Source organism: Streptomyces sp. NBC_00637 (assembly GCF_045161545.1).
GTDB lineage: Bacteria > Actinomycetota > Actinomycetes > Streptomycetales > Streptomycetaceae > Streptomyces.
This window is the reverse complement of record NZ_CP109046.1, coordinates 4,193,309-4,213,029: the sequence shown is the minus strand read 5'-3', so window position 1 is coordinate 4,213,029 and position 19,721 is coordinate 4,193,309. Positions and strand designations below refer to the sequence as shown.

Annotated in this window: 18 protein-coding genes and 1 tRNA gene; 11 read left to right on the top strand and 8 right to left on the bottom strand. The window is 69.8% G+C overall.

Annotated features, from left to right (window positions below; all coding sequences use genetic code 11):
- Positions 1–40 precede the first annotated feature (40 nt).
- On the bottom strand, positions 41–745 hold the full coding sequence (locus tag OG440_RS18405; protein WP_406007909.1) for a DUF5324 family protein: 705 nt from the start codon (positions 743–745) through the stop codon (positions 41–43).
- A gap of 333 nt (positions 746–1,078) precedes the next feature.
- Here OG440_RS18405 and OG440_RS18400 point away from each other — a divergent pair, with 333 nt between their 5' ends.
- Both OG440_RS18400 and OG440_RS18395 read left to right on the top strand, forming a co-directional pair.
- A complete protein-coding gene (locus OG440_RS18400; protein ID WP_406007908.1) occupies positions 1,079–1,612 on the top strand; it encodes a peptidylprolyl isomerase in 534 nt (177 codons plus the stop codon).
- A 154-nt stretch (positions 1,613–1,766) separates the two neighbouring features.
- On the top strand, positions 1,767–2,657 hold the full coding sequence (locus tag OG440_RS18395) for a rhomboid family intramembrane serine protease (RefSeq protein WP_406007907.1): 891 nt from the start codon (positions 1,767–1,769) through the stop codon (positions 2,655–2,657).
- A 242-nt stretch (positions 2,658–2,899) separates the two neighbouring features.
- On the opposite strand, the gene crgA is transcribed toward OG440_RS18395, so the two are convergent.
- On the bottom strand, positions 2,900–3,154 hold the full coding sequence (gene crgA, locus OG440_RS18390; RefSeq protein WP_314224803.1) for a cell division protein CrgA: 255 nt from the start codon (positions 3,152–3,154) through the stop codon (positions 2,900–2,902).
- Between the two features lie 140 nt (positions 3,155–3,294).
- Here crgA and OG440_RS18385 point away from each other — a divergent pair, with 140 nt between their 5' ends.
- The 6 genes from OG440_RS18385 to OG440_RS18360 are packed head-to-tail and all read left to right on the top strand — an operon-like array spanning position 3,295 to position 7,520.
- Positions 3,295–4,113: a DUF881 domain-containing protein gene (locus tag OG440_RS18385; RefSeq protein WP_406007906.1), complete on the top strand. Its 819-nt coding sequence runs from the start codon at positions 3,295–3,297 to the stop codon at positions 4,111–4,113.
- A gap of 32 nt (positions 4,114–4,145) precedes the next feature.
- Positions 4,146–4,823, top strand: coding sequence for a class E sortase (locus OG440_RS18380; protein WP_406011389.1), 678 nt, complete (start codon positions 4,146–4,148; stop codon positions 4,821–4,823).
- A gap of 52 nt (positions 4,824–4,875) precedes the next feature.
- Positions 4,876–5,037, top strand: a complete 162-nt coding sequence (locus tag OG440_RS18375) for a hypothetical protein (protein WP_307164341.1) — start codon at positions 4,876–4,878, stop codon at positions 5,035–5,037.
- A complete protein-coding gene (locus OG440_RS18370) occupies positions 5,034–5,672 on the top strand; it encodes an aminodeoxychorismate/anthranilate synthase component II (RefSeq protein ID WP_406007905.1) in 639 nt (212 codons plus the stop codon). Before OG440_RS18375 ends, OG440_RS18370 begins: the two co-directional genes overlap by 4 nt.
- Positions 5,669–6,736 carry a class E sortase gene (locus OG440_RS18365; RefSeq protein WP_406007904.1) on the top strand — a complete coding sequence of 356 codons (1,068 nt, stop codon included), beginning with the start codon at positions 5,669–5,671 and terminating at the stop codon, positions 6,734–6,736. The genes OG440_RS18370 and OG440_RS18365 overlap by 4 nt, the downstream gene beginning before the upstream one ends.
- A 22-nt stretch (positions 6,737–6,758) precedes the next feature.
- A complete protein-coding gene (locus OG440_RS18360; protein WP_406007903.1) occupies positions 6,759–7,520 on the top strand; it encodes a class E sortase in 762 nt (253 codons plus the stop codon).
- Positions 7,521–7,643: 123 nt separating this feature from the next.
- On the opposite strand, the gene pknB is transcribed toward OG440_RS18360, so the two are convergent.
- The 6 genes from pknB to OG440_RS18330 form a co-directional block, all read right to left on the bottom strand.
- Positions 7,644–9,620: a Stk1 family PASTA domain-containing Ser/Thr kinase gene (pknB, locus tag OG440_RS18355; protein WP_406007902.1), complete on the bottom strand. Its 1,977-nt coding sequence runs from the start codon at positions 9,618–9,620 to the stop codon at positions 7,644–7,646.
- 169 nt (positions 9,621–9,789) lie between these two features.
- The gene (locus OG440_RS18350; protein WP_406007901.1) at positions 9,790–11,259 is read right to left on the bottom strand and encodes a peptidoglycan D,D-transpeptidase FtsI family protein; all 1,470 of its coding nucleotides are present in this window, start codon (positions 11,257–11,259) and stop codon (positions 9,790–9,792) included.
- The gene (locus OG440_RS18345; protein ID WP_351762046.1) at positions 11,256–12,695 is read right to left on the bottom strand and encodes an FtsW/RodA/SpoVE family cell cycle protein; all 1,440 of its coding nucleotides are present in this window, start codon (positions 12,693–12,695) and stop codon (positions 11,256–11,258) included. The genes OG440_RS18350 and OG440_RS18345 overlap by 4 nt, the downstream gene beginning before the upstream one ends.
- A 27-nt stretch (positions 12,696–12,722) precedes the next feature.
- Positions 12,723–14,246 carry a Stp1/IreP family PP2C-type Ser/Thr phosphatase gene (locus tag OG440_RS18340; RefSeq protein WP_406007900.1) on the bottom strand — a complete coding sequence of 508 codons (1,524 nt, stop codon included), beginning with the start codon at positions 14,244–14,246 and terminating at the stop codon, positions 12,723–12,725.
- 140 nt (positions 14,247–14,386) lie between these two features.
- Positions 14,387–14,902 (bottom strand): FHA domain-containing protein, encoded by a 516-nt coding sequence (locus OG440_RS18335; RefSeq protein WP_020130618.1) that lies wholly within the window; start codon positions 14,900–14,902, stop codon positions 14,387–14,389.
- A gap of 10 nt (positions 14,903–14,912) precedes the next feature.
- Positions 14,913–15,794 carry an FhaA domain-containing protein gene (locus OG440_RS18330; protein WP_406007899.1) on the bottom strand — a complete coding sequence of 294 codons (882 nt, stop codon included), beginning with the start codon at positions 15,792–15,794 and terminating at the stop codon, positions 14,913–14,915.
- 411 nt (positions 15,795–16,205) lie between these two features.
- On the opposite strand from OG440_RS18330, the gene OG440_RS18325 reads away from it, so the two are divergent.
- The 3 genes from OG440_RS18325 to OG440_RS18315 all read left to right on the top strand — a co-directional run bounded on the left by OG440_RS18325 (position 16,206) and on the right by OG440_RS18315 (position 19,624).
- A tRNA-Leu gene (locus OG440_RS18325) sits at positions 16,206–16,289 on the top strand.
- A 245-nt stretch (positions 16,290–16,534) separates the two neighbouring features.
- Positions 16,535–17,803: a histidine kinase gene (locus OG440_RS18320; protein WP_406011388.1), complete on the top strand. Its 1,269-nt coding sequence runs from the start codon at positions 16,535–16,537 to the stop codon at positions 17,801–17,803.
- Between the two features lie 348 nt (positions 17,804–18,151).
- Positions 18,152–19,624, top strand: a complete 1,473-nt coding sequence (locus tag OG440_RS18315; RefSeq protein WP_406007898.1) for a DUF2252 domain-containing protein — start codon at positions 18,152–18,154, stop codon at positions 19,622–19,624.
- The last annotated feature ends 97 nt before the right edge of the window (positions 19,625–19,721 follow it).

Below are 19,721 nucleotides of genomic sequence, written 5' to 3'. Positions count from 1 at the left end.
TCTTTTTGGTGAGGCGGGGTGCGGTGCGGACGCCGACGGCTCAGCTGCGGTCGTCGCGGTTCGCGGCCTCCTCGTCGGCTTCCTTGGCCTGCACCTCGGGGTCGAGGACCGAGGGGTCGACGCTGCCGTCCACCGCGGCCAGGCCGCCCGAGGCGGGGACCTCCGTGGCGGCCGGCGGCTCGACCAGCCAGTCCGGGTTGGCCTGCTTGTCCCACCACGCCCAGGCCGCGTAGGCGCCGCCGGCGACGGCGCCGAGGACGAGCAGCGCCTTGGCGAGCTTGCCCGCCTTGGCCCGCCGCCGGTGCTTGCGCATCAGCTTCTCGATCTCCCTCGGCGTCACCTGGCCGCGCAGCGCGGCCAGCGCGGCGATGCCTCGGGCGGCGGCCTCGTCCTTCACCGGTCCGGCCGCGGCCACGGCCTGTTCGATCTTCGGACGGGAGTAGTCGGCGGCCTGTCGTGCGGCCAGCCGGGTACGGGCGGCCGCTTCCTGCGCGGCCAGGTCTACCTTCGGCGGGACATGGGTCTTCGCCTGCTCCAGACGCGGGACGACGTGGGCGTCGTACTGCACGCGGGCCTGTTCTGCGGCGAGCGACACCTTGGGCGCGAGCCGTACACGAGCCTCGTGCGCGTAGAGCGCGGCCCGTTCCTTGGCCGTGTCGGCGTAGGGCGCCACCACTTCCGCGGCGTGCAGCACGCTGTCCTTCGCCGAGCCGGTCGCGGCGCGCACGCTGTCGATGCGGGTCACGGGTTCCTCCTCCTCGGTGGCGTACGGTATTTCGACTTTCCACCCTTTTACGGATCATGCCTGTCAATGGCCGTCCCGGCATGCGTGGACGGGCATATGGGTACTGATCACATGCGATAGGGGACGGATCGGGGGCAATGTCAATAGAGGGGTCGACAGGGCGACAAAGCCGACGATGCCACGGATCGGCGCCGCCCGCTCCCGTCCCGGACGAGTCGGATGCTTTTCTGTACCCGGTCCGCGGGTTCCGATGCCGGAACGGGCCGTCGGGCTCCGTGCGCGCCGGGCCGTGCGAGGATCTGGGGGTCACAGAGAGACAACGGAAGGCAGACCGTGGCCGAGCACCTGTACGCCACCCTGAAGACCAACCACGGCGACATCGAGATCCGGCTCTACCCGGACCACGCCCCGAAGACGGTCAAGAACTTCGTCGATCTCGCCACCGGCGAGCGTGAGTGGGTCAACCCGGAGACCGGCGTGCGGTCCAAGGACAGGCTGTACGACGGCACGGTCTTCCACCGGGTGATCAGCGGATTCATGATCCAGGGCGGCGACCCGCTGGGCAACGGCACCGGCGGCCCCGGCTACCAGTTCGAGGACGAGTTCCACCCGGACCTGCGCTTCGACAGGCCCTACCTGCTGGCCATGGCGAACGCCGGCCCGGGCACCAACGGCTCGCAGTTCTTCCTCACGGTCTCCCCGACGGCCTGGCTGACCCGCAAGCACACCATCTTCGGCGAGGTCGTGGACCCGGCGGGGCAGAAGGTCGTGGACGCCATCGCGGCCGCCCAGACCAACCCGCGCACCGACCGTCCGCTGAAGGACGTCGTCATCGAGTCGGTCGTCGTCGAGAGCCGCAAGAGCTGAGGCGACGCCGCGGGGCACCGGCGGGAACCAAACGCCCTGCTCGTCCGTAAGGATGAGCAGGGCGGTTCCTTTCCGGCTATGCCGACGACGCCGACTGCTCGGATACCCGGACACTCCGACAACGACGACTCGGACGACACACTTGGGGGAGCCCATGGACCAGGCGCCTGGCAGCCGGCAGGACGACGCGCAGAGCGGCCTGCCCGTCTGCTACCGGCACCCCGACCGGGAGACCGGTATTCGCTGCACCCGCTGCGAGCGCCCGATCTGCCCCGAGTGCATGGTCAGCGCCTCAGTCGGTTTCCAGTGCCCCACCTGCGTCCGCGAGGGCTCCGGCACCGGGCACGCGCCCGGGGCGTCACAGCCCCGCACACTGGCGGGCGGCGTCGTCACCGCCGATCCCCGGTTGCTCACCAAGATCCTCATCGGGATCAACGTGGCGGTGTTCTTCGCCGTGCACGTGCGGTCCTCGCTGCTGGAGAACCTGGTGCTGCTCGGCCAGTGGCCGCCGGCCCCGTTCAACCCGACGGAGGGCGTGGCCGAGGGCGAGTGGTACCGCATGGTCACCTCGATGTTCACGCATCGGGAGATCTGGCACATCGCCTTCAACATGCTGAGCCTGTGGTGGCTCGGCGGTCCACTGGAGCAGGCGCTCGGCCGGGCCCGCTATCTCTCGCTGTACATGGTCTCCGGCCTCGCGGGCAGTGCGCTGGTCTATCTGCTCGTCTCGCCCGGCACCGCGACTCTGGGCGCCTCCGGCGCGATCTTCGGTCTGTTCGGCGCCATGGCCGTCCTCATGCGTCGGCTGCGGCAGGACATGCGGCCCATCATCGCCATGCTGGTGATTCAGCTGATCATCACCTTCGGGTGGAGCGGTATCTCCTGGCAGGCTCACATCGGCGGCCTGATCGCCGGTGTCGTCATGGGCGTCGGCATGGTGTACGCACCCCGCGAGCGCCGGGCCCTCGTCCAGTTCGGGACCTGCGCGTTGGTGCTGGTGGTCGTCCTGGCGGTGACGCTCCTGAGGACCGTCCAGCTCACCTGAGCGCGGTGTTGTCCACAGTCTGTGGCGAATCTTGTGCACAACGTGCGGGAACAGCTGCGCCCCCTGCCTTCGACCTGCGTTTGCACAGGTCAGACAGGGGGCGAACACGCTTTCGAGTGAGGGTGCCAGCCGGTAGTTACGTCACACCGGCGTCAACCTCCGATGAGTTATCCACAGATCGTCTTTCTTTTCCCCATGTGGAAAACTGCTGTGGATAACTCAGGGGATAGTCGTGGGCAGAGCTACTTCCACTGCGTGGAGACGCCGAATCCGGCCGCGATGAACCCGAAGCCCACGACGATGTTCCAGTTGTCCAGCTTGTCGATGGGCAGAGAGCCGTCGGTGACGTAGAAGACCACGATCCAGGCGAGCCCGACGAGGAACATGGCCAGCATCACCGGCGCGACCCAGGCACGGCTGTTCAGCTTGATGGCGGTCGCCTGCTTCGCCGGGGGCGGCGTGTAGTCGGCCTTCTTGCGGATACGTGACTTCGGCACGAGGGTCTCTCCTGTCGATGCGCTGCGTGGCCGCGCAGGTGCTGGATCGGGCTCGGGGGCTGCGTGCTAGGGGACTGAAGGGCTCCCCCGGGCGTCCGTTAGCGTAGTGCTTCTACGGCGCCGAAGGAGATAAGGGTACGTTGAGCAATTCTGCCGACTCCCCCGGGACGGGTACAACGGGTTCAGCCCCCGAGTCCGCCGGAGACTCCTCCTCGGCTTCCGACCGGCGGGGTGGTTTCCGGCCCGTGCGGGTGCTCACCGTGGGTGTCTTCGCCCTCGCCGGCCTCCTCTTCTTCACCAGCTTCAACACGGCCAAGGGCACCAACATCCGCACGGACGCCTCGCTGCTGAAGCTGTCCGACCTCATCCAGGAGCGCAGCCAGAAGAACGGCGAGCTGGACGAGACGAACGGGGTCCTGCGCGACGACGTGGAGTCGCTGGCCGAGGCCGACGACGGCAGCACCCAGGCCCAGGACGACAAGCTCGCGGGACTGGAGAAGGACGCCGGGACCCAGAAGGTCAAGGGCGAGGCCATCACGGTCACCCTCGACGACGCCCCGCCGAACGCCACCGCCAAGCTCCCCGGCTACCCGGAGCCGCAGCCCGACTACCTGGTCATCCACCAGCAGGACCTCCAGGCCGTGGTGAACGCGCTCTGGCAGGGCGGCGCCCAGGGCATCAAGGTCATGGACCAGCGGCTGATCTCCACGAGCGCCGTGCGCTGCGTCGGCAACACCCTGATCCTCCAGGGCCGCGTCTACTCGCCGCCGTACAAGATCCAGGCGGTCGGCGACCCGGAGAAGCTCCAGCAGGCGCTCGCCGACGCCCCGGCGATCCAGAACTACATGGTCTACGTGAACGTCTACGGCCTCGGCTGGAAAGTCACCGAGGACGGAGCGGTGACTCTGCCCGGGTACTCGGGCACAGTGGATCTGCACTACGCCAAGCCTGTGGAGTAGGCAGCAGCGGCCGCCGGGGGGCGCCTGTGTCGGTGCGGGTGATCGTCAGGACGTTCAGCGAGCTGTGCATCACCGCCGGCAGCGTCATCGTCCTCTTCGTCGTCTACGTGCTCTTCTGGACCGGTGTGCGGGCCGACCGCGTCATGGGCGACCAGATCGACGACCTCCACGACCAGTGGGCGCGGCAGAGCGCGGCCCCCGCTCCGAGCGCGAGCCCCACGCCGGCCCCGGCGCCGTACCGCAGCGGCAAGCCCTTCGCGGTGATGTACATCCCGCGCCTTGGTTTCACGTGGAACAAGCCGGTGCTCGAGGGCACGGCGACCGGCACCCTGAAGAAGGGGCTGGGGCACTACGCGGGCACCACGCGGCTCGGGGAGACCGGAAACTTCTCCGTCGCGGGTCACCGCCGTACGTACGGCGACCCGTTCAAGGACTTTCCCCAGCTCAGGCGGGGGGACGCGGTGGTCCTGACGGACGGGACGACCTGGTTCACCTATCGGATCGACAAAGGGCCCTACAAAACCGTTCCCTCGGACGTCGAGGTGATCGACGCTGTGCCACGTAAGTCGGGGTACACGGGTCCGGGCCGGTACCTGACGTTGACCACGTGCGATCCGGAATGGGGGCACAGTCACCGGCTGATCGTCTGGGCCCACCTGGACTCCACACAGCCCGTGGAGGCAGGCGAACCGAAGGCCCTGCGCCGTTAGTCTGGTGGCGTACGGCGTGAGTCAGGTGCCGTGATGCGACGGAAGGGACGGCATGTACGGCTGGATCTGGCGGCATCTGCCGGGAAACGCGTGGGCCAAGGCGCTGATCTCGATCATGCTGATCGTCGCCGTCGTGTACGCGCTGTTCCAGTACGTCTTCCCGTGGGCCGAACCGCTGCTTCCCTTCAACGATGTGACGGTGGACAACCAGTGAGCGCGCGCATTCTCGTCGTCGACAACTACGACAGCTTCGTCTTCAACCTGGTCCAGTACCTGTACCAGCTGGGTGCCGAGTGCGAGGTCCTGCGCAACGACGAGGTCTCCACGGCCCACGCCCAGGACCGCTTCGACGGTGTGCTGCTCTCCCCCGGGCCCGGTACGCCCGAGGAGGCCGGCGTCTGTGTCGAGATGGTCCGGCACTGCGCGGCCACCGGTGTCCCCGTCTTCGGCGTCTGCCTCGGAATGCAGTCGATGCAGGTGGCGTACGGCGGTGTCGTGAACCGGGCGCCGGAGCTGCTGCACGGCAAGACCTCGCTGGTGGAGCACGAGGGCAGGGGCGTGTTCGCCGGCCTGCCGACCCCCTTCACGGCGACCCGCTACCACTCGCTGGCCGCCGAGCCCACGACGGTCCCGGCCGCGCTCGAGGTGACGGCCCGGACGCACGACGGGATCATCATGGGCCTGCGCCACCGTGAACTGCCCGTCGAGGGAGTCCAGTTCCACCCCGAATCGGTGCTGACCGAGCACGGGCACCGGATGCTGGCCAACTGGCTGGTGGAGTGCGGCGACCAGGGCGCGGTGGCGAGGTCGGCGGGGCTCGCCCCGGTGGTGGGCAGGGCCACGGCGTGACCGCGCTGCGCCCCGAACGCGAGGACTCGTACGGCACCGCGTCGTACGAGTCGTTCGGCGGTGATGCCCGCGGTCGGGCCCACGGGGCCGGCGCCTACGCCGGGGAGCCGTACCAGCCGCCCGTCGACGAGGAGACGGTGGCGCTGCGGATACCGCCGGCGTCCATGTTCGGCGGCAGTCCCCTGTCCGCTTCTGGCGCCCCGGCAGCCTCTCCCGCCGCTGGAACCCCGGCGGGCGGTCGAGCGGCCCGCAGAAAGGCCGCCAAGGGCCGTCGTGGCCGTCATGGCGGCCCTGGCGAGGTATCCGAGTCGTACAACGGTGCCGACGCGCCGGCCCGGGGCGAGCGGCCGCTGTCCCGCGTCGAGGCACGCCGTCGGGAGCGGGCCCGCAAGCCGAGCGCCGCCGTGGTCGTCAGCCGGGCGGTCGGCGAGGTCTTCATCACGACCGGCGTGCTGATGCTGCTCTTCGTCACCTACCAGCTGTGGTGGACGAACGTGCGGGCGCACGCGCAGGCGGACCGGGAGGCCAGCAGCCTCCAGGACGACTGGGCGAACGGCAAGGGTGCCCCCGGGGTGTTCTCGCCGGGGCAGGGCTTCGCCATCCTGCACATCCCGAAGCTGGACGTGGTGGTGCCGATCGCCGAGGGCGTCAGCAACAAGAAGGTGCTCGACAAGGGCATGGTCGGGCACTACGGCGAGAGCCCGCTCACGACGGCGATGCCCGACGCGAAGACCGGCAACTTCGGGCTCGCGGGCCACCGCAACACGCACGGCGAGCCGTTCCGCTACATCAACAGGCTCCAAGCGGGCGACGACATCGTCGTCGAGACGCAGGACGAGTACTTCGTCTACAAGATGACGTCCTCGCTGCCGGTGACCGCGCCCAGCAACACGAGCGTCCTCGACCCCGTGCCGCCGGAGTCCGGATTCACCGGGCCGGGCCGGTACATCACCCTCACCACCTGCACCCCGGAGTTCACCAGCAAGTACCGCCTGATCGTCTGGGGCAAGATGGTCGAGGAACGGCCGCGCAGCAAGGGAAAGCCGGATGCGCTCGTCGAGTAGGCGTGCAGTCGAGTAGGGGCAGATGAACGTGGCAGCGACCACCGGCGACACCGAGCACGAAGAGCACGCGCGCGTGGACGCGCCCGAACCCGGACCCCGGCGCCGCGGGGGCGGCCGGATCGCGTTGGCCGTCAGCGTCTTCGGCGAACTCCTCATCACGGCCGGACTGGTGCTCGGTCTGTTCGTCGTCTACTCCCTGTGGTGGACGAACGTCGTGGCCGACCGGCACGCGAACCGCCAAGGCGACAAGGTGCGCGACAACTGGGCCCAGCAGGAAGGCGGTCCGGGGGCGCTCGACACCAAGGACGGCATCGGCTTCCTCCACGTCCCCGCGATGAGGAACGGCGAGGTGCTGGTCGAGAAGGGCACCTCGTCGAAGATCCTCAACGAGGGCGTCGCGGGCTACTACACCGACCCCTTCAAGGCCGTTCTCCCGTCGAGCGGCAAGGAGGGCAACTTCACGCTCGCCGCGCACCGCGACGGCCACGGCGCGAAGTTCCACAACATCGACAAGCTGGAGAAGGGCGACCCGATCGTCTTCGAGACGAAGGACGACTGGTACGTCTACAAGGTGTTCGCGGTTCTCCCCGAGACCTCGAAGTACAACGTCGAGGTCCTCGGCCGGATCCCCAAGGAGTCCGGCAGGAAGAAGGCCGGCCACTACATCACCCTGACGACCTGCACGCCGGTGTACACGAGCCGGTACCGGTACGTGGTGTGGGGGGAGTTGGAGCGCGTGGAGAAGGTGGACGCGGACCGCACACCGCCGAAGGAACTGAGCTGAGCCAGACCGGGGCTCGGACCCACCGAGCGCGCACCACGAAAGCGGGGGCCCCACCGGATGCGTTCCGGTGGGGCCCCCGCTCTTGCCACGTGCGGTCGACCGCTTCGGGTCAGCCGCGTGCGGTCAACCGCCGGTGCCTCCGAAGAAGTTGACGCCGCCGTTGTTGCCGCCGTTGTTGTTGTCGCCGTTCTTGAAGGCGACCAGGTTGACCGTCTGCCCCTTGTTGACGGTGCTGCCGGGGGCCGGGTCCGAGCTGATGACCTGGGCGTCGTCGTCCTGGGAGCCGGTGACGTTGCCGACGTTCAGGCCCGCGTCCTGGATGGCCTTCTTGGCGTCCTTCAGGCTCAGGCCCTGGAGGTTGCCCGGGACCTGGGTCTGCGTGCTCTTGCCGATCTGGATCTGGACCGTGGAGTCCTTGTCGGCCTGGGAGCCGATCGCCGGGACGGTCCGGATGACCTTGTCGACCTGGTTCTGGTCCTGGGTGTCGACCTCGACGCAGTTGCCCTTGAGGTTGTTCTGCTCCATCTGCGCCTTGGCCTCGTCGCAGCTCTTGTTGGAGACGTCCGGGACGGTGGCCTTCTCCTCGGCCTTGGCGATCTCGAGGGTGACCGTCGAGCCCTTCTCCAGCTCCGTGGCCGGGTCGGGGTTCTGGCTGAGGACCGTGCCGGCCTCCTGGGAGGACTCCGTCTGCTTGGTCTCCACCTCGAAGCCCTTGTCCTCGAGCTGCTTCGTCGCGGCCTCGACGTCCTTGTCGATCACGTTCGGCACCGCCACCTTCGGCGCGCCCGTGGAGACCACCAGGTTGACGGTGGAGTCCTTGTCGACCTTGGTCGCGGGATCGGGGTCCTGATCGCAGATCTTGCCCTTGGGCTGGTCCTCGCAGGCCTTCTGCGTGACCGTTCCCAGCTTGAGATCGCTGTTGGTCAGCTGTTTCTCGGCGTCCGCCTGGACCTGGCCGAGCAGGCTGGGCACCGCCACCGTCTCGTTGTTCACACCGCCGCTGAACACCCACTTGCCGATCAGCACCGCGCCGACGAGCACCAGCACCGCGGCGACGACCAGCAGGATCGTCGAGACGTTGGACTTCTTCTGGCGGCGCCGGTCGGGACGGTCGTCGTAGCCGTAGCCGCCGTCGTCCGGGTTCATCGGCGGCAGCATCGACGTGGCACCGGCGTCCGCGGAGCGCAGGGCCGTGGTCGCCTGGTCGTCGCCGTAGCCGCCGTAACCGACCGAGCCCATGGCCGCCGTCGCGCCGACCGGCTGGCCGTCGAGGCAGGCCTCGATGTCCAGGCGCATCTCGTCGGCGGACTGGTAGCGGTAGTTCGGGTCCTTGACCAGCGCCTTCAGGACGATGGCGTCCATCTCGGGGGTGATCTCGGGGTCGAAGACGCTCGGGGGCTGCGGCTCCTCCCGGACGTGCTGGTAGGCCACGGCCACCGGGGAGTCACCGACGAACGGCGGGCGGACCGTCAGCAGCTCGTAGAGCAGACAGCCCGAGGAGTACAGGTCGGAGCGTGCGTCGACCTGCTCGCCCTTGGCCTGCTCCGGCGAGAGGTACTGGGCGGTGCCGATGACCGCGGAGGTCTGGGTCATCGTCATGCCGGAGTCGCCCATGGCGCGGGCGATGCCGAAGTCCATGACCTTGACCTGGCCGTTGCGCGTCAGCATGACGTTCGCCGGCTTGATGTCCCGGTGGACGATGCCGGCTCGGTGCGAGTACTCCAGGGCCTGGAGGATGCCGATGGTCATCTCCAGCGTCCGCTCCGGCAGCAGCTTGCGGCCGGAGTGGAGGAGCTCACGGAGCGTGGAGCCGTCGACGTACTCCATGACGATGTACGGGATCGAGACCCCGTCGATGTAGTCCTCGCCCGTGTCGTAGACCGCGACGATCGCGGGGTGGTTGAGCGAGGCGGCAGACTGGGCTTCCCGGCGGAACCGGGCCTGGAAGGAAGGGTCGCGCGCGAGGTCCGCGCGCAGCGTCTTCACCGCCACGGTGCGGCCGAGGCGGGTGTCATGCGCGAGATAGACCTCGGCCATGCCACCACGGCCGAGCACATGGCCCAGCTCGTACCGGCCGCCGAGGCGACGCGGCTCTTCCATAGCTACCTACCAGCCCTCTCCGTCGGTCCCGACCGGCACACGTGTGCGGCCGGAGGCTACCGTCCGGGCATACCGTACCCGGACGGCGCTGTGTGACCTGGCCAAGCCCGTCACCCGATACAGGACCGGTATCGCAACGTGCACCGATGTGTAGGCGACGTGATGGGGGTCACTTCTTGCTGTCGATGACTGCCTTCATCACGTCCCTTGCGATCGGGCCGGCGAGACCGCCGCCGGTGATGTCACCACGGTCGGCGGCGCCGTCCTCGACGACGACGGCGACCGCCACCGGCGCACTGCCGTCGGACAGCTTCGCGTAGGAGATGAACCAGGCGTACGGCTTCTCCTTGTTGTCGACGCCGTGCTGGGCGGTACCGGTCTTGCCGCCGACGGTGACGCCGTCGATCTTGGCCTTGCCGCCGGTGCCCTGCGCGTCGTTGACGACCGACTCCATCATTTCCTGGAGGGCCTGCGCCGTCTTGGAGGAGACGGCCTGGGACAGCTGCTGGGGCTCGGTCGTCTCCAGGGTGTCCAGATTGGGGGCCTTGAGCTGGTCGACCATGTACGGCTTCATCAGCTTGCCGTCGTTGGCGACCGCCGAGGCGACCATGGCCATCTGGAGCGGGGTGGCCGCGTTGGAGCCCTGGCCGATGCCGTCCAGGGAGTTCTGCGGCCGGTTGTCCTCGGGGTAGGTCGACTTGGCGGCGCGCACCGGGGTGTCCAGCTCGGTCTCGTTGAAGCCGAACTTCTCCGCCTGCTCGATCATCTTCTCGTTGCCGACGTTGTCGGCCATCTTCGCGAAGACGGTGTTGCAGGACACGGTGAGCGCGTAGCGCAGCGTGGCGTCCTTGCAGGCGCCGTGCTCGTTGGTGAGCTTGCTCGAGGACTGCGGCAGCGGGAACGGGTCCGGGGTGTCGGTCTTGTCGTCGACGCCGGAGACCTCGCCGTTCTCCAGCGCGGCGGCGGCCGTGACGACCTTGAACGTGGAGCCCGGCGGGTAGGTCTCGCGCAGTGCGCGGTTGAGCATCGGGTCGTCGGCGTCGTTCTTCTTCTGGACCGCGTTCCACGCCTCCTGGTCCGTGTCGGAGGACCCGGCGAACTTCGACGGGTCGTACGACGGGGTGGAGACCAGCGCCAGGATCTTGCCGGTGGACGGCTCGATCGCGGCGACCGCGCCCTTCTTGTCACCGAGGCCCTGGTAAGCGGCCTTCTGCGCGGCGGCGTTGAGGGTGGTGACGACGCTGCCGCCCTCCTTCTCCTTGCCCGTGATCATGTCCAGGGTGTTGCGGAAGAAGAGCCGGTCGTCGTTGCCGCTGAGGATGCCGTCCTCGAGCTTCTCCAGCTGGTTGGCGCCGAAGGCCTGCGACGAGTAGCCGGTGACCGGCGCCCACATCGCCCCGTTGGACCAGGTCCGCTTGTACTTGTAGTCGCCGGTGGTCTCGACCGAGCCGGTGATGGCCTTGCCGTCGACGATGATGTTGCCGCGCGGGGTCGAGTAGCGCGTGATGTTGACGCGGCGGTTCTTGGTGTCGCCGGCGAGGCTGTCCGCCTTGACGTACTGCAGGTAGTTGTCCCGCAGCAGCAGGGTGAGGACCAGGAGGCCGCAGAAGATCGCGATCCGGCGCAGGGGCTTGTTCATGACGGGCGGACCACCTGGGTCATCTCGGCGTCGGGGTTCGAGGCGGGGGCGGGCGCGGGGCGGCGCGCGGTGTCGCTGATGCGGATCAGGATGCCGATCAGTGCCCAGTTGGCGATGACGGAGGAACCGCCGTAGGCCAGGAACGGCATCGTCATACCGGTGAGCGGGATGAGGCCCATCACACCGCCGGCGACGACGAACACCTGGAGCGCGAAGGCGCCGGAGAGGCCGATGGCCAGCAGTTTGCCGAACGGGTCGCGGGCGGCGAGGGCGGTGCGCACACCGCGCTCGACGATCAGGCCGTACAGCAGCAGGAGCGCCATGATGCCGGCCAGGCCGAGCTCCTCGCCGAAGGTGGCGAGGATGAAGTCGGAGTTGGCGGCGAACTTGATCAGCTCGGAGTGGCCCTGGCCCCAGCCGGTGCCGAGGGTGCCGCCGGAGCCGAACGCCCACAGGGCTTGCATGGCCTGCTCGGAGTGGCCGCCGACGCCCTGCTGGGAGAGCGTGTACTCCTTCATCGGGTCGAGCCAGGCCTGGACGCGCTGCTGGACGTGGCTCTCGAACTGGGCCACACCGACCGCGCCGGCCGCGGACATCAGCATGCCGAAGACGATCCAGCTGGTCCGCTCGGTGGCGACGTACAGCATGATGACGAACATTCCGAAGAACAGCAGCGAGGTGCCGAGGTCCGTCTCGAAGACCAGGATCAGGATCGAGATGATCCAGACGACGATGATCGGGCCGAGGTCGCGGCCGCGCGGCAGGTACAGGCCGAGGACGCGGCGGCTGGCCAGGGCGAGCGCGTCGCGCTTCACCATCAGGTAGCCGGCGAAGAAGATCGCCAGCACGATCTTGGCGAACTCACCGGGCTGGATGGAGAAACCGGCCACCGAGATCCAGATCTTGGCGCCGTAGATGTTCTGCCCGAGGCCCGGCACGAGCGGCAGCAGCAGCAGGAAGATCGCGCCGACCATGGAGATGTAGGTGTAGCGCTGCAGGACGCGGTGGTCCTTGAGGAAGACCAGCACCACGACGAACAGCGCGATGCCCATCGCCGTGTACAGCAGCTGCCGCGGCGCGGCCGTACCGGCCTGCTCGATCCGCTGGAGCAGCTTGGACTGGTCGAGCCGCCAGATGGCGACGAGGCCGAGCCCGTTCAGCAGCGTGGCCACCGGCAGCAGCAGCGGGTCCGCGTACGGCGCGAACTTGCGCACCACGAGGTGCGCGACGCCGGCCAGCAGGCCGAGGCCGAGGCCGTAGCTCAGGAGGCCGGACGGCACCTGCTCGTTGATGGCGAGGCCCACGTTGGCGTAGGCGAAGACCGGGATCACGACGGCGAACACCAGGAGCGCGAGCTCGGTGTTGCGCCGGCTCGGAGTGCCGATCGAGCCGATCGTGGACGTGTGGTGCGTCGGCGAGTTGGTAGTACTGCTCATCGTGTGACGGGGCCTCTCACGGCTTGCCTACTGCTCACCGCACCGCGAGACGACCTTCTGCTCTTCCTCCGAAAGGCTGGGGCCGGGGGTGGGAGTAGTGGTCGCGGGTGCGGACGGGGACGCGGTTGCCGAGGGGCTCGGCGATGCCTTGGACGTGACGGAGACGGGCGTGGTTCCCGTGGTGCCGCCGGCCTGGCCTTCACCGGTCTTCGAACCGGTCTTGCTCGCCGTGGCGGTCTCGGCGTGCTTCTTGCACGCGGAGGCCTGCACGGCCAGCTCGTCGATCTTCTTCTGGGCGGTGGAAAGGTTGCCCTCGGCGATCGTCGCCTCGACCAGCTTCTGCTGGTAGTCCGGGAGGTACTTGAGTTCGATCTCGGGGTGGTCCTTCTCCACCTTCGAGAGCGACACCCATGCCAGGTCCTGACTGATGCCCTGGTAGAGCGCGACGTGCTCGCCCTTGGTGCCGACGTAGTACTGCGTCTGCGTCCAGCGCCAGCCGCCGTACAGGCCGCCGCCGATCACGGCGAGCGCGAGCACGCCGTAGAAGGATCTCTTCAGCCACCTGCGGCCCTTGCGGGGCTTGACGAAGTCGTCGTCGGTGTAGTCGCCGAAGCCGTCGGTGGGGATGAAACCGGTGATGTCGCCGCCGGAGCCGGGCGGGCCGAACTCGCCGCCCCCGCCGCGCCCCTGCTGCCTGCGGCCGAGGCCGGAGGCGCGTCCCGCCGGGGTCTGCATGATGTTGTTGTCGTGCAGCTGGAGCTGGTTCTCGGCGACCGCGCCGACCACGACCGGGACGTCGGACAGCTGCCCGGCTAGGGTGTCGCCGGTGTCCAGGTCGAGGACGTCGGCGACGATGACCGTGATGTTGTCGGGGCCGCCGCCGCGCAGCGCGAGCTGGATCAGCTCCTGCACGGTCTCCTGGGGGCCCTGGTAGCTGGCGAGGGTGTCCTCGAGCGTCTGGTGGGAGACGACGCCGGACAGGCCGTCGGAGCAGATCAGATAGCGGTCGCCGGCCCGGACCTCGCGGATCGACAGATCCGGTTCGACATGCTCACCGCTGCCCAAGGCGCGCATCAGCAGCGACCGTTGGGGGTGGGTGGTGGCCTCTTCCTCGGTGATGCGGCCCTCGTCGACGAGGCGCTGCACCCAGGTGTGGTCCTGCGTGATCTGGGTCAGTACGCCGTCCCGCAGCAGGTACGCGCGCGAGTCGCCGACGTGCACCAGTCCGAGGCGCTGGCCGGTCCACAGCAGCGCGGTCAGGGTGGTCCCCATGCCTTCGAGCTGGGGGTCCTCCTCGACCAGCGAGCGCAGCTGGTCGTTGGCACGCTGGACGGCGGTGCCGAGCGAGGTGAGGACGTCGGAGCCGGGGACGTCGTCGTCGAGGGCGACGATGGTGGAGATGGCCTCGGAGGAGGCGACCTCACCGGCGGCGGCGCCGCCCATGCCGTCGGCGATGGCGAGCAGACGAGGGCCGGCGTAACCGGAGTCCTCGTTGCCCTCCCGGATCATGCCCTTGTGCGATCCGGCGGCGAAACGCAGTGACAGACTCATGCGCACCTCGCCCGTCGGCCCCGGGTACAGCCGGTCGTGTCGAGCCACACTGCCCACCCTCCGGTCGGGAGCACAACGGGGCCATGGGTGCCGGCCGCCGCCGCGTGCTCGCTCCGCTCGCGCTCACTCATGATGCAGCACTACTTCCGAAGCTCGATGACGGTCTTGCCGATACGGATCGGCGCGCCCAGCGGGATCGGTGTGGGAGTCGTCAGCCGCGATCGGTCGAGATACGTGCCGTTGGTGGAGCCCAGGTCCTCGACGATCCACTGGCCGTCGCGGTCCGGGTAGATCCTGGCATGACGGCTGGAGGCGTAGTCGTCGTCCAGCACGATCGTGCTGTCGTGCGCCCGGCCCAGCGTGATGGTCTGGCCCTGGAGCGCGACGGTCGTGCCGGTGAGGGTGCCCTCGGACACGACCAGCTTGGTAGGTGCGTTGCGACGCGTGCGGCCGGCGGCCGCGGGCTGCTGGCGCTGCTGCGGGGGCGCCTGCTGGCGCTGGGCCTGCTGCGCCCGCCCGGCCTCCCGGCGCGAACCGCGCTGTGTGACACGCGTACCGAAGAGGTCGCTGCGGATGACCTGCACGGCCACGATGACGAACAGCCACAGTACGGCCAGAAAACCCAGCCGCATGACCGTAAGGGTCAGCTCTGACATTGCCCCCGCTTCACCCTTCGGCTTGCCGATAAATGATGGTGGTGCTGCCCACGACGATCCGCGAGCCGTCGCGGAGCGTAGCGCGGGTGGTGTGCTGCCCGTCCACCACGATGCCGTTGGTGGAGCCGAGATCCTGGATCGTCGAGGGCGAACCGGTCCGGATCTCACAGTGCCGGCGGGAGACGCCGGGGTCGTCGATCCGTACGTCGGCCTCGGTGCTGCGGCCCATCACGAGCGTCCCACGGGAGATCTGGTGGCGGGTGCCGTTGATCTCGATCCAGTGGCGGGCGCGTGACCCGGGCTGCGGGGCACCGGCCAGGCCGCCGCCCGCCGCACCGGGGCGCTGGGCGCCGGCGGCGGGCGGATAACCGTAGCCGCCGGCCCGGGCGCCGGGCGGCGGAGCGGCGGGCATGGGAGGAGCGGCGGCGCCGGCTCCGGCTCCGGGATAGGCGGGCCCGCCCGGTCCGCCGGGGCGCTGCCGGCCGCCCGCGGGCGGCTGCTCGGGCGCCTGGCTGGTGGAGGAGGCGAGCGTGCGGCTGCGCACCCGGTACAGGCCGGTGTCGAGGTCGTCCGCCTTCTCCAGGTTGACCTTGATCGGGCCCATGAAGGTGTAGCGCTGCTGCTTGGCGTAGTCGCGCACCATCCCGGCGAGCTCGTCGCCGAGCTGGCCGGAGTAGGGGCTGAGCCGCTCGTAGTCCGGCGTGCTCAGTTCCACGATGAAGTCGTTGGGGACGACGGTCCGGTCCCGGTTCCAGATGGTCGCGTTGTTGTCGCACTCGCGCTGGAGCGCACCGGCGATCTCCACGGGCTGGACCTCGGACTTGAACACCTTCGCGAAGGTGCCGTTGACCAGACCCTCGAGACGCTGCTCGAACTTCTTCAGGACTCCCATGGGGCACCTCCTCCGTAGTGGCTGCTGTCCCGTGCCGTGCTGCCTACCTGGTACTGCTTACTGATCGTATCCACGCGCCGGTGAATCGGCTGGTTCCCCCTGTCGGCCCCGTCGACGGGTGTCGACGCCCTCGTGCGCACCTGCTGCTGCCCAGGATCGTAGAGGCGGCCGAGGACCAGTGTCCCGCACCTGACTGTGGTCCTTGTCCGGCTCCCGGGGAGACGGCCGCCTTAGGTACGAGGTTGATACGTGAACCAGTCACCGCCGAGACGTACGGGGGCCGCTGATGGCCTCCCACCTGCTCCCTGCCCCCGTAGAAGGGATGTGAACGCACCCTGGACCGCGTGCTAATGTTCTGCGTGTCGGAAGGCGCCAGGCCGCAAGGCCCACAAGCCCGAAGACACACCCAATGCGCGGGTGGCGGAATAGGCAGACGCGCTGGATTCAGGTTCCAGTGCCCGAAAGGGCGTGGGGGTTCAACTCCCCCCTCGCGCACAGCTGAAAGCCCCGCAGGTCTCGGACCTGCGGGGCTTTCACGTATCTCCGGGCCGTACTCTCCGGCGCGAGCGAGCCCGGGCCACGGTTGCTCACCGTGTGTGAGGAACATCTCAGGGTCGTGGGCGGTGCCGGACCCGGTGCGGGTCACCGCCCGTCGGCGGGGGTCTCGCGAGGTGTAGCGGGCTACACCGCGTGCACGCCGGGTGCGGCCTAGCGTGGGGTGTATGGCGCAAAGGGTCCCGATGACGACGACGGTCCGGCAGGCGGGACGCGCCACGGGTCGGCTGCTCATCGCCGCGGGGATGACCTTCGGCACCTATCTCTTCGTCACCGTGCTGCTCATCGCCGCCATCGGCACGCTCGTGGTCGTCGGCGCGTGGCTGCTGCCCGAGGCGGTGCTGCTGATCCGCCGGATCGCCGGGGCCGAACGCCGTCGGGTCGCCGGCTGGACGGGCCGCGAGATCCCCGAGGCGTACGAGCCGCTCACCGGCACCCTGCGCGAGCGTCTGCGCACGGCTGTCCGCGACCCCGGCACCCTCGCCGACCTGCGCTGGATGGTCGCCCACTACGTCTACGGCTGGCTGGTGCTGCTCGCGCTACCGCTGTGGCCGGTGGGGCTGGTCGTCGACGGGGTGTGGTCCGGGCTGCTGCGCAGGGACGCGGTCGTCCTGCCGGCGGTCGTCCGGCTGGCCGACGTCGAGGCCCGCTGGTCGGCGGCCCTGCTCAAGCCGTCACCCCAGGCGCTTCTCGCCGCGCGGGTGCGGGCGCTGACCGAGACCCGCGCCGACGCGATCGCCGCGCACGGTGCCGAACTGCGTCGCATCGAACGCGACCTGCACGACGGCGCCCAGGCCCGGCTGGTCGCCCTGTCCCTGCGGATCGGTCTCGCCCAGCGGGCCTTCGACCGCGATCCGGACACCGCGCGCACGCTCATGGCGGACGCGCAGGACCAGGCCGAACAGGCGCTCACGGAACTGCGGCACGTCGTCCGCGGCATCCATCCGCCGATCCTCACCGATCGCGGCCTCGCGGGAGCGGTACGGGCACTGGCCGCCGGCAGCGGGCTGGAGGTGACCGTGCGGGTGGAGGGACTCGTGGACAGCGGGGGCGGTGCCGCTGACGGGGGCGCCGGCGGGGTCGGCGCGGGCGTCGACGGTGGCGATGGCGGTGGGCCGGCCGGCCTGTTCGGTGGGCCCGGCGGCGCCTCCGGTGCCCGCGGATACCGGGCGCCCGCCGCCGTGGAGGCAGCCGCCTACTTCGCGGTGGCGGAGGCGCTCACCAACGTCGTCAAGCACAGCGGGTCGCCGCGGGCCTCCGTCGAGCTGGTGCGGTTGCGGAACGGGCTGCGGGCGGTCGTGCGGGACGAGGGTCTCGGCGGCGCGGACGAGGGGGCGGGGTCCGGTCTGCTGGGGATCCGGCGCCGGGTCGCCGCGCTGGACGGCGTGGTGGACCTGGACAGCCCCGCCGGGGGACCGACCACGATCGCTGTGGAGCTGCCTTGTGTGTGGTGAGACCTCTGGGCGGAGAGTGCGGTGTGGGGGGTTTGGTCCGAGGAGCGTGTTTCACGTGAAACATGCCTGCCGTCGGGGACCCGCACCTCGTGGACCCGCCCCTCGTGGAGCGACCGCCCAGGGCAGGCCCCCGGCATGCCCACGGCGGGGGTGTGCACCGGGTGGACTGTCCTGTCCATGCCCTACGGGGACGGACGAGGGGGTTCTACAGGGAAGGAGAAGGGATTTTCCACAGGCGGGAGGTTGTCCACAGGGGCTGCCGCCGTCCCGTCGTCGGGCTGTACGGTCGGCACGACTTGATGATCGGCTCGTCGAGCCGACGGATGTATGTGTGCGGGAGAGGCGGTCATGGTGACCGAGGCCGGTGGTGTGGGAACGGAGATGGGTGGGCCGCACAGGCTTCCCCGGGTGCGGGGGTTCGCCGAGTGGCCCGCCGCGCGACCCGCCGCGGGGCCGGAGGCGGCTTCGGGGTCGCCCGGACCGGGATCGCCCAAGGAGGCGGGCAAGGCGCTGCGCGGCCGGGTGCCGCGTTCGGCGCACGCCGCGTTCGACCCGGACCCCTCCCGGCCGGACGCGGTGGCGGCGGTCGAGGAGTCCAGCCGGGGCCGCATCCCGGAGCTGGCCCCGATCCGGGTCGGCCGGATGGCGGCGACGCCGTTCGCGTTCCTGCGCGGCTCGGCCGGACTCATGGCGTACGACCTGGCCCGCACCGCGATGACCGGGATCCGCGCCCAGATCTGCGGTGACGCCCACGCCGCGAACTTCGGTCTGTACGGCGACGCGCGGGGCGGTCTGGTCATCGACCTGAACGACTTCGACGAGACCGTCGACGGCCCCTGGGAGTGGGATCTCAAGCGTCTCGCCGCCTCCCTGGTGCTCGCGGGCCGCGAGGCCGGCGCGGACGAGGACACCTGCCGCCGGGCGGCGCACGGCGCGACCGGCTCCTACCGCCGCACCATGCGGCTGCTGGCCAAGCTGCCCGTGCTGGACGCGTGGAACGCCATCGCCGACGAGGAACTGGTCTCCCACACCGACGCGCACGACCTGCTGGGCACCCTGGAGCGGGTCTCGGAGAAGGCGCGGGCCAACACCAGCGGGCGGTTCGCGGCGAAGTCGACCGAACCGACGGAGAACGGCGGCCGCCGCTTCGTCGACGCGGCGCCGGTGCTGCGCCGCGTCCCGGACGCGGAGGCCCACGCGGTGGCCTCGTCCCTGGAGCACTACCTGACCACCCTGTCCGAGGACCGCCACCCGGTGCTGGCCCGCCACGCGGTGCACGACGTCGCCTTCCGCATCGTCGGCACGGGCAGCGTGGGGACGAGGTCGTACGTGGTGCTGCTGCTCGACCACCGGGGCGAACCGCTGATCCTCCAGGTGAAGGAGGCCCGCGCCTCGGCCCTGGTCCCGCACCTGCTGACCGCCGGCTTCGAGGTGCCGGAGGTGGAGCACGAGGGACGTCGGGTGGTCATCGGCCAGAAGCGCATGCAGGTGGTCAGCGACATGCTGCTGGGCTGGACGACGGTCGACGGACTCCCCTTCCAGGTACGGCAGTTCCGCAACCGCAAGGGCAGTGTCGACCCGGCCGCGCTCGCCGCCGACCAGGTCGACGACTACGGCCGGATGACCGGCGCGCTTCTCGCCCGCGCCCACTCCCACAGCGCCGACCCCCGCCTCATCGCCGGCTACTGCGGCAAGAACGAGGAACTCGACGAGGCGATCGCCACCTTCGCCGTCGCCTACGCCGACCGCACCGAGGCGGACCACTCGGACCTCGTTGCGGCGGTGCGGGCGGGCCGGATCGCGGCGGAGACGGGTGTGTGAGGCGCGGTCGAGTGGAGTCGGAGCAGGGGAGCTCAGGCAGGGGGCCCGGGCGGGAGAAACCCGGGCATGGACCCTGCGGGCCGGTGGTCCGGGTGGG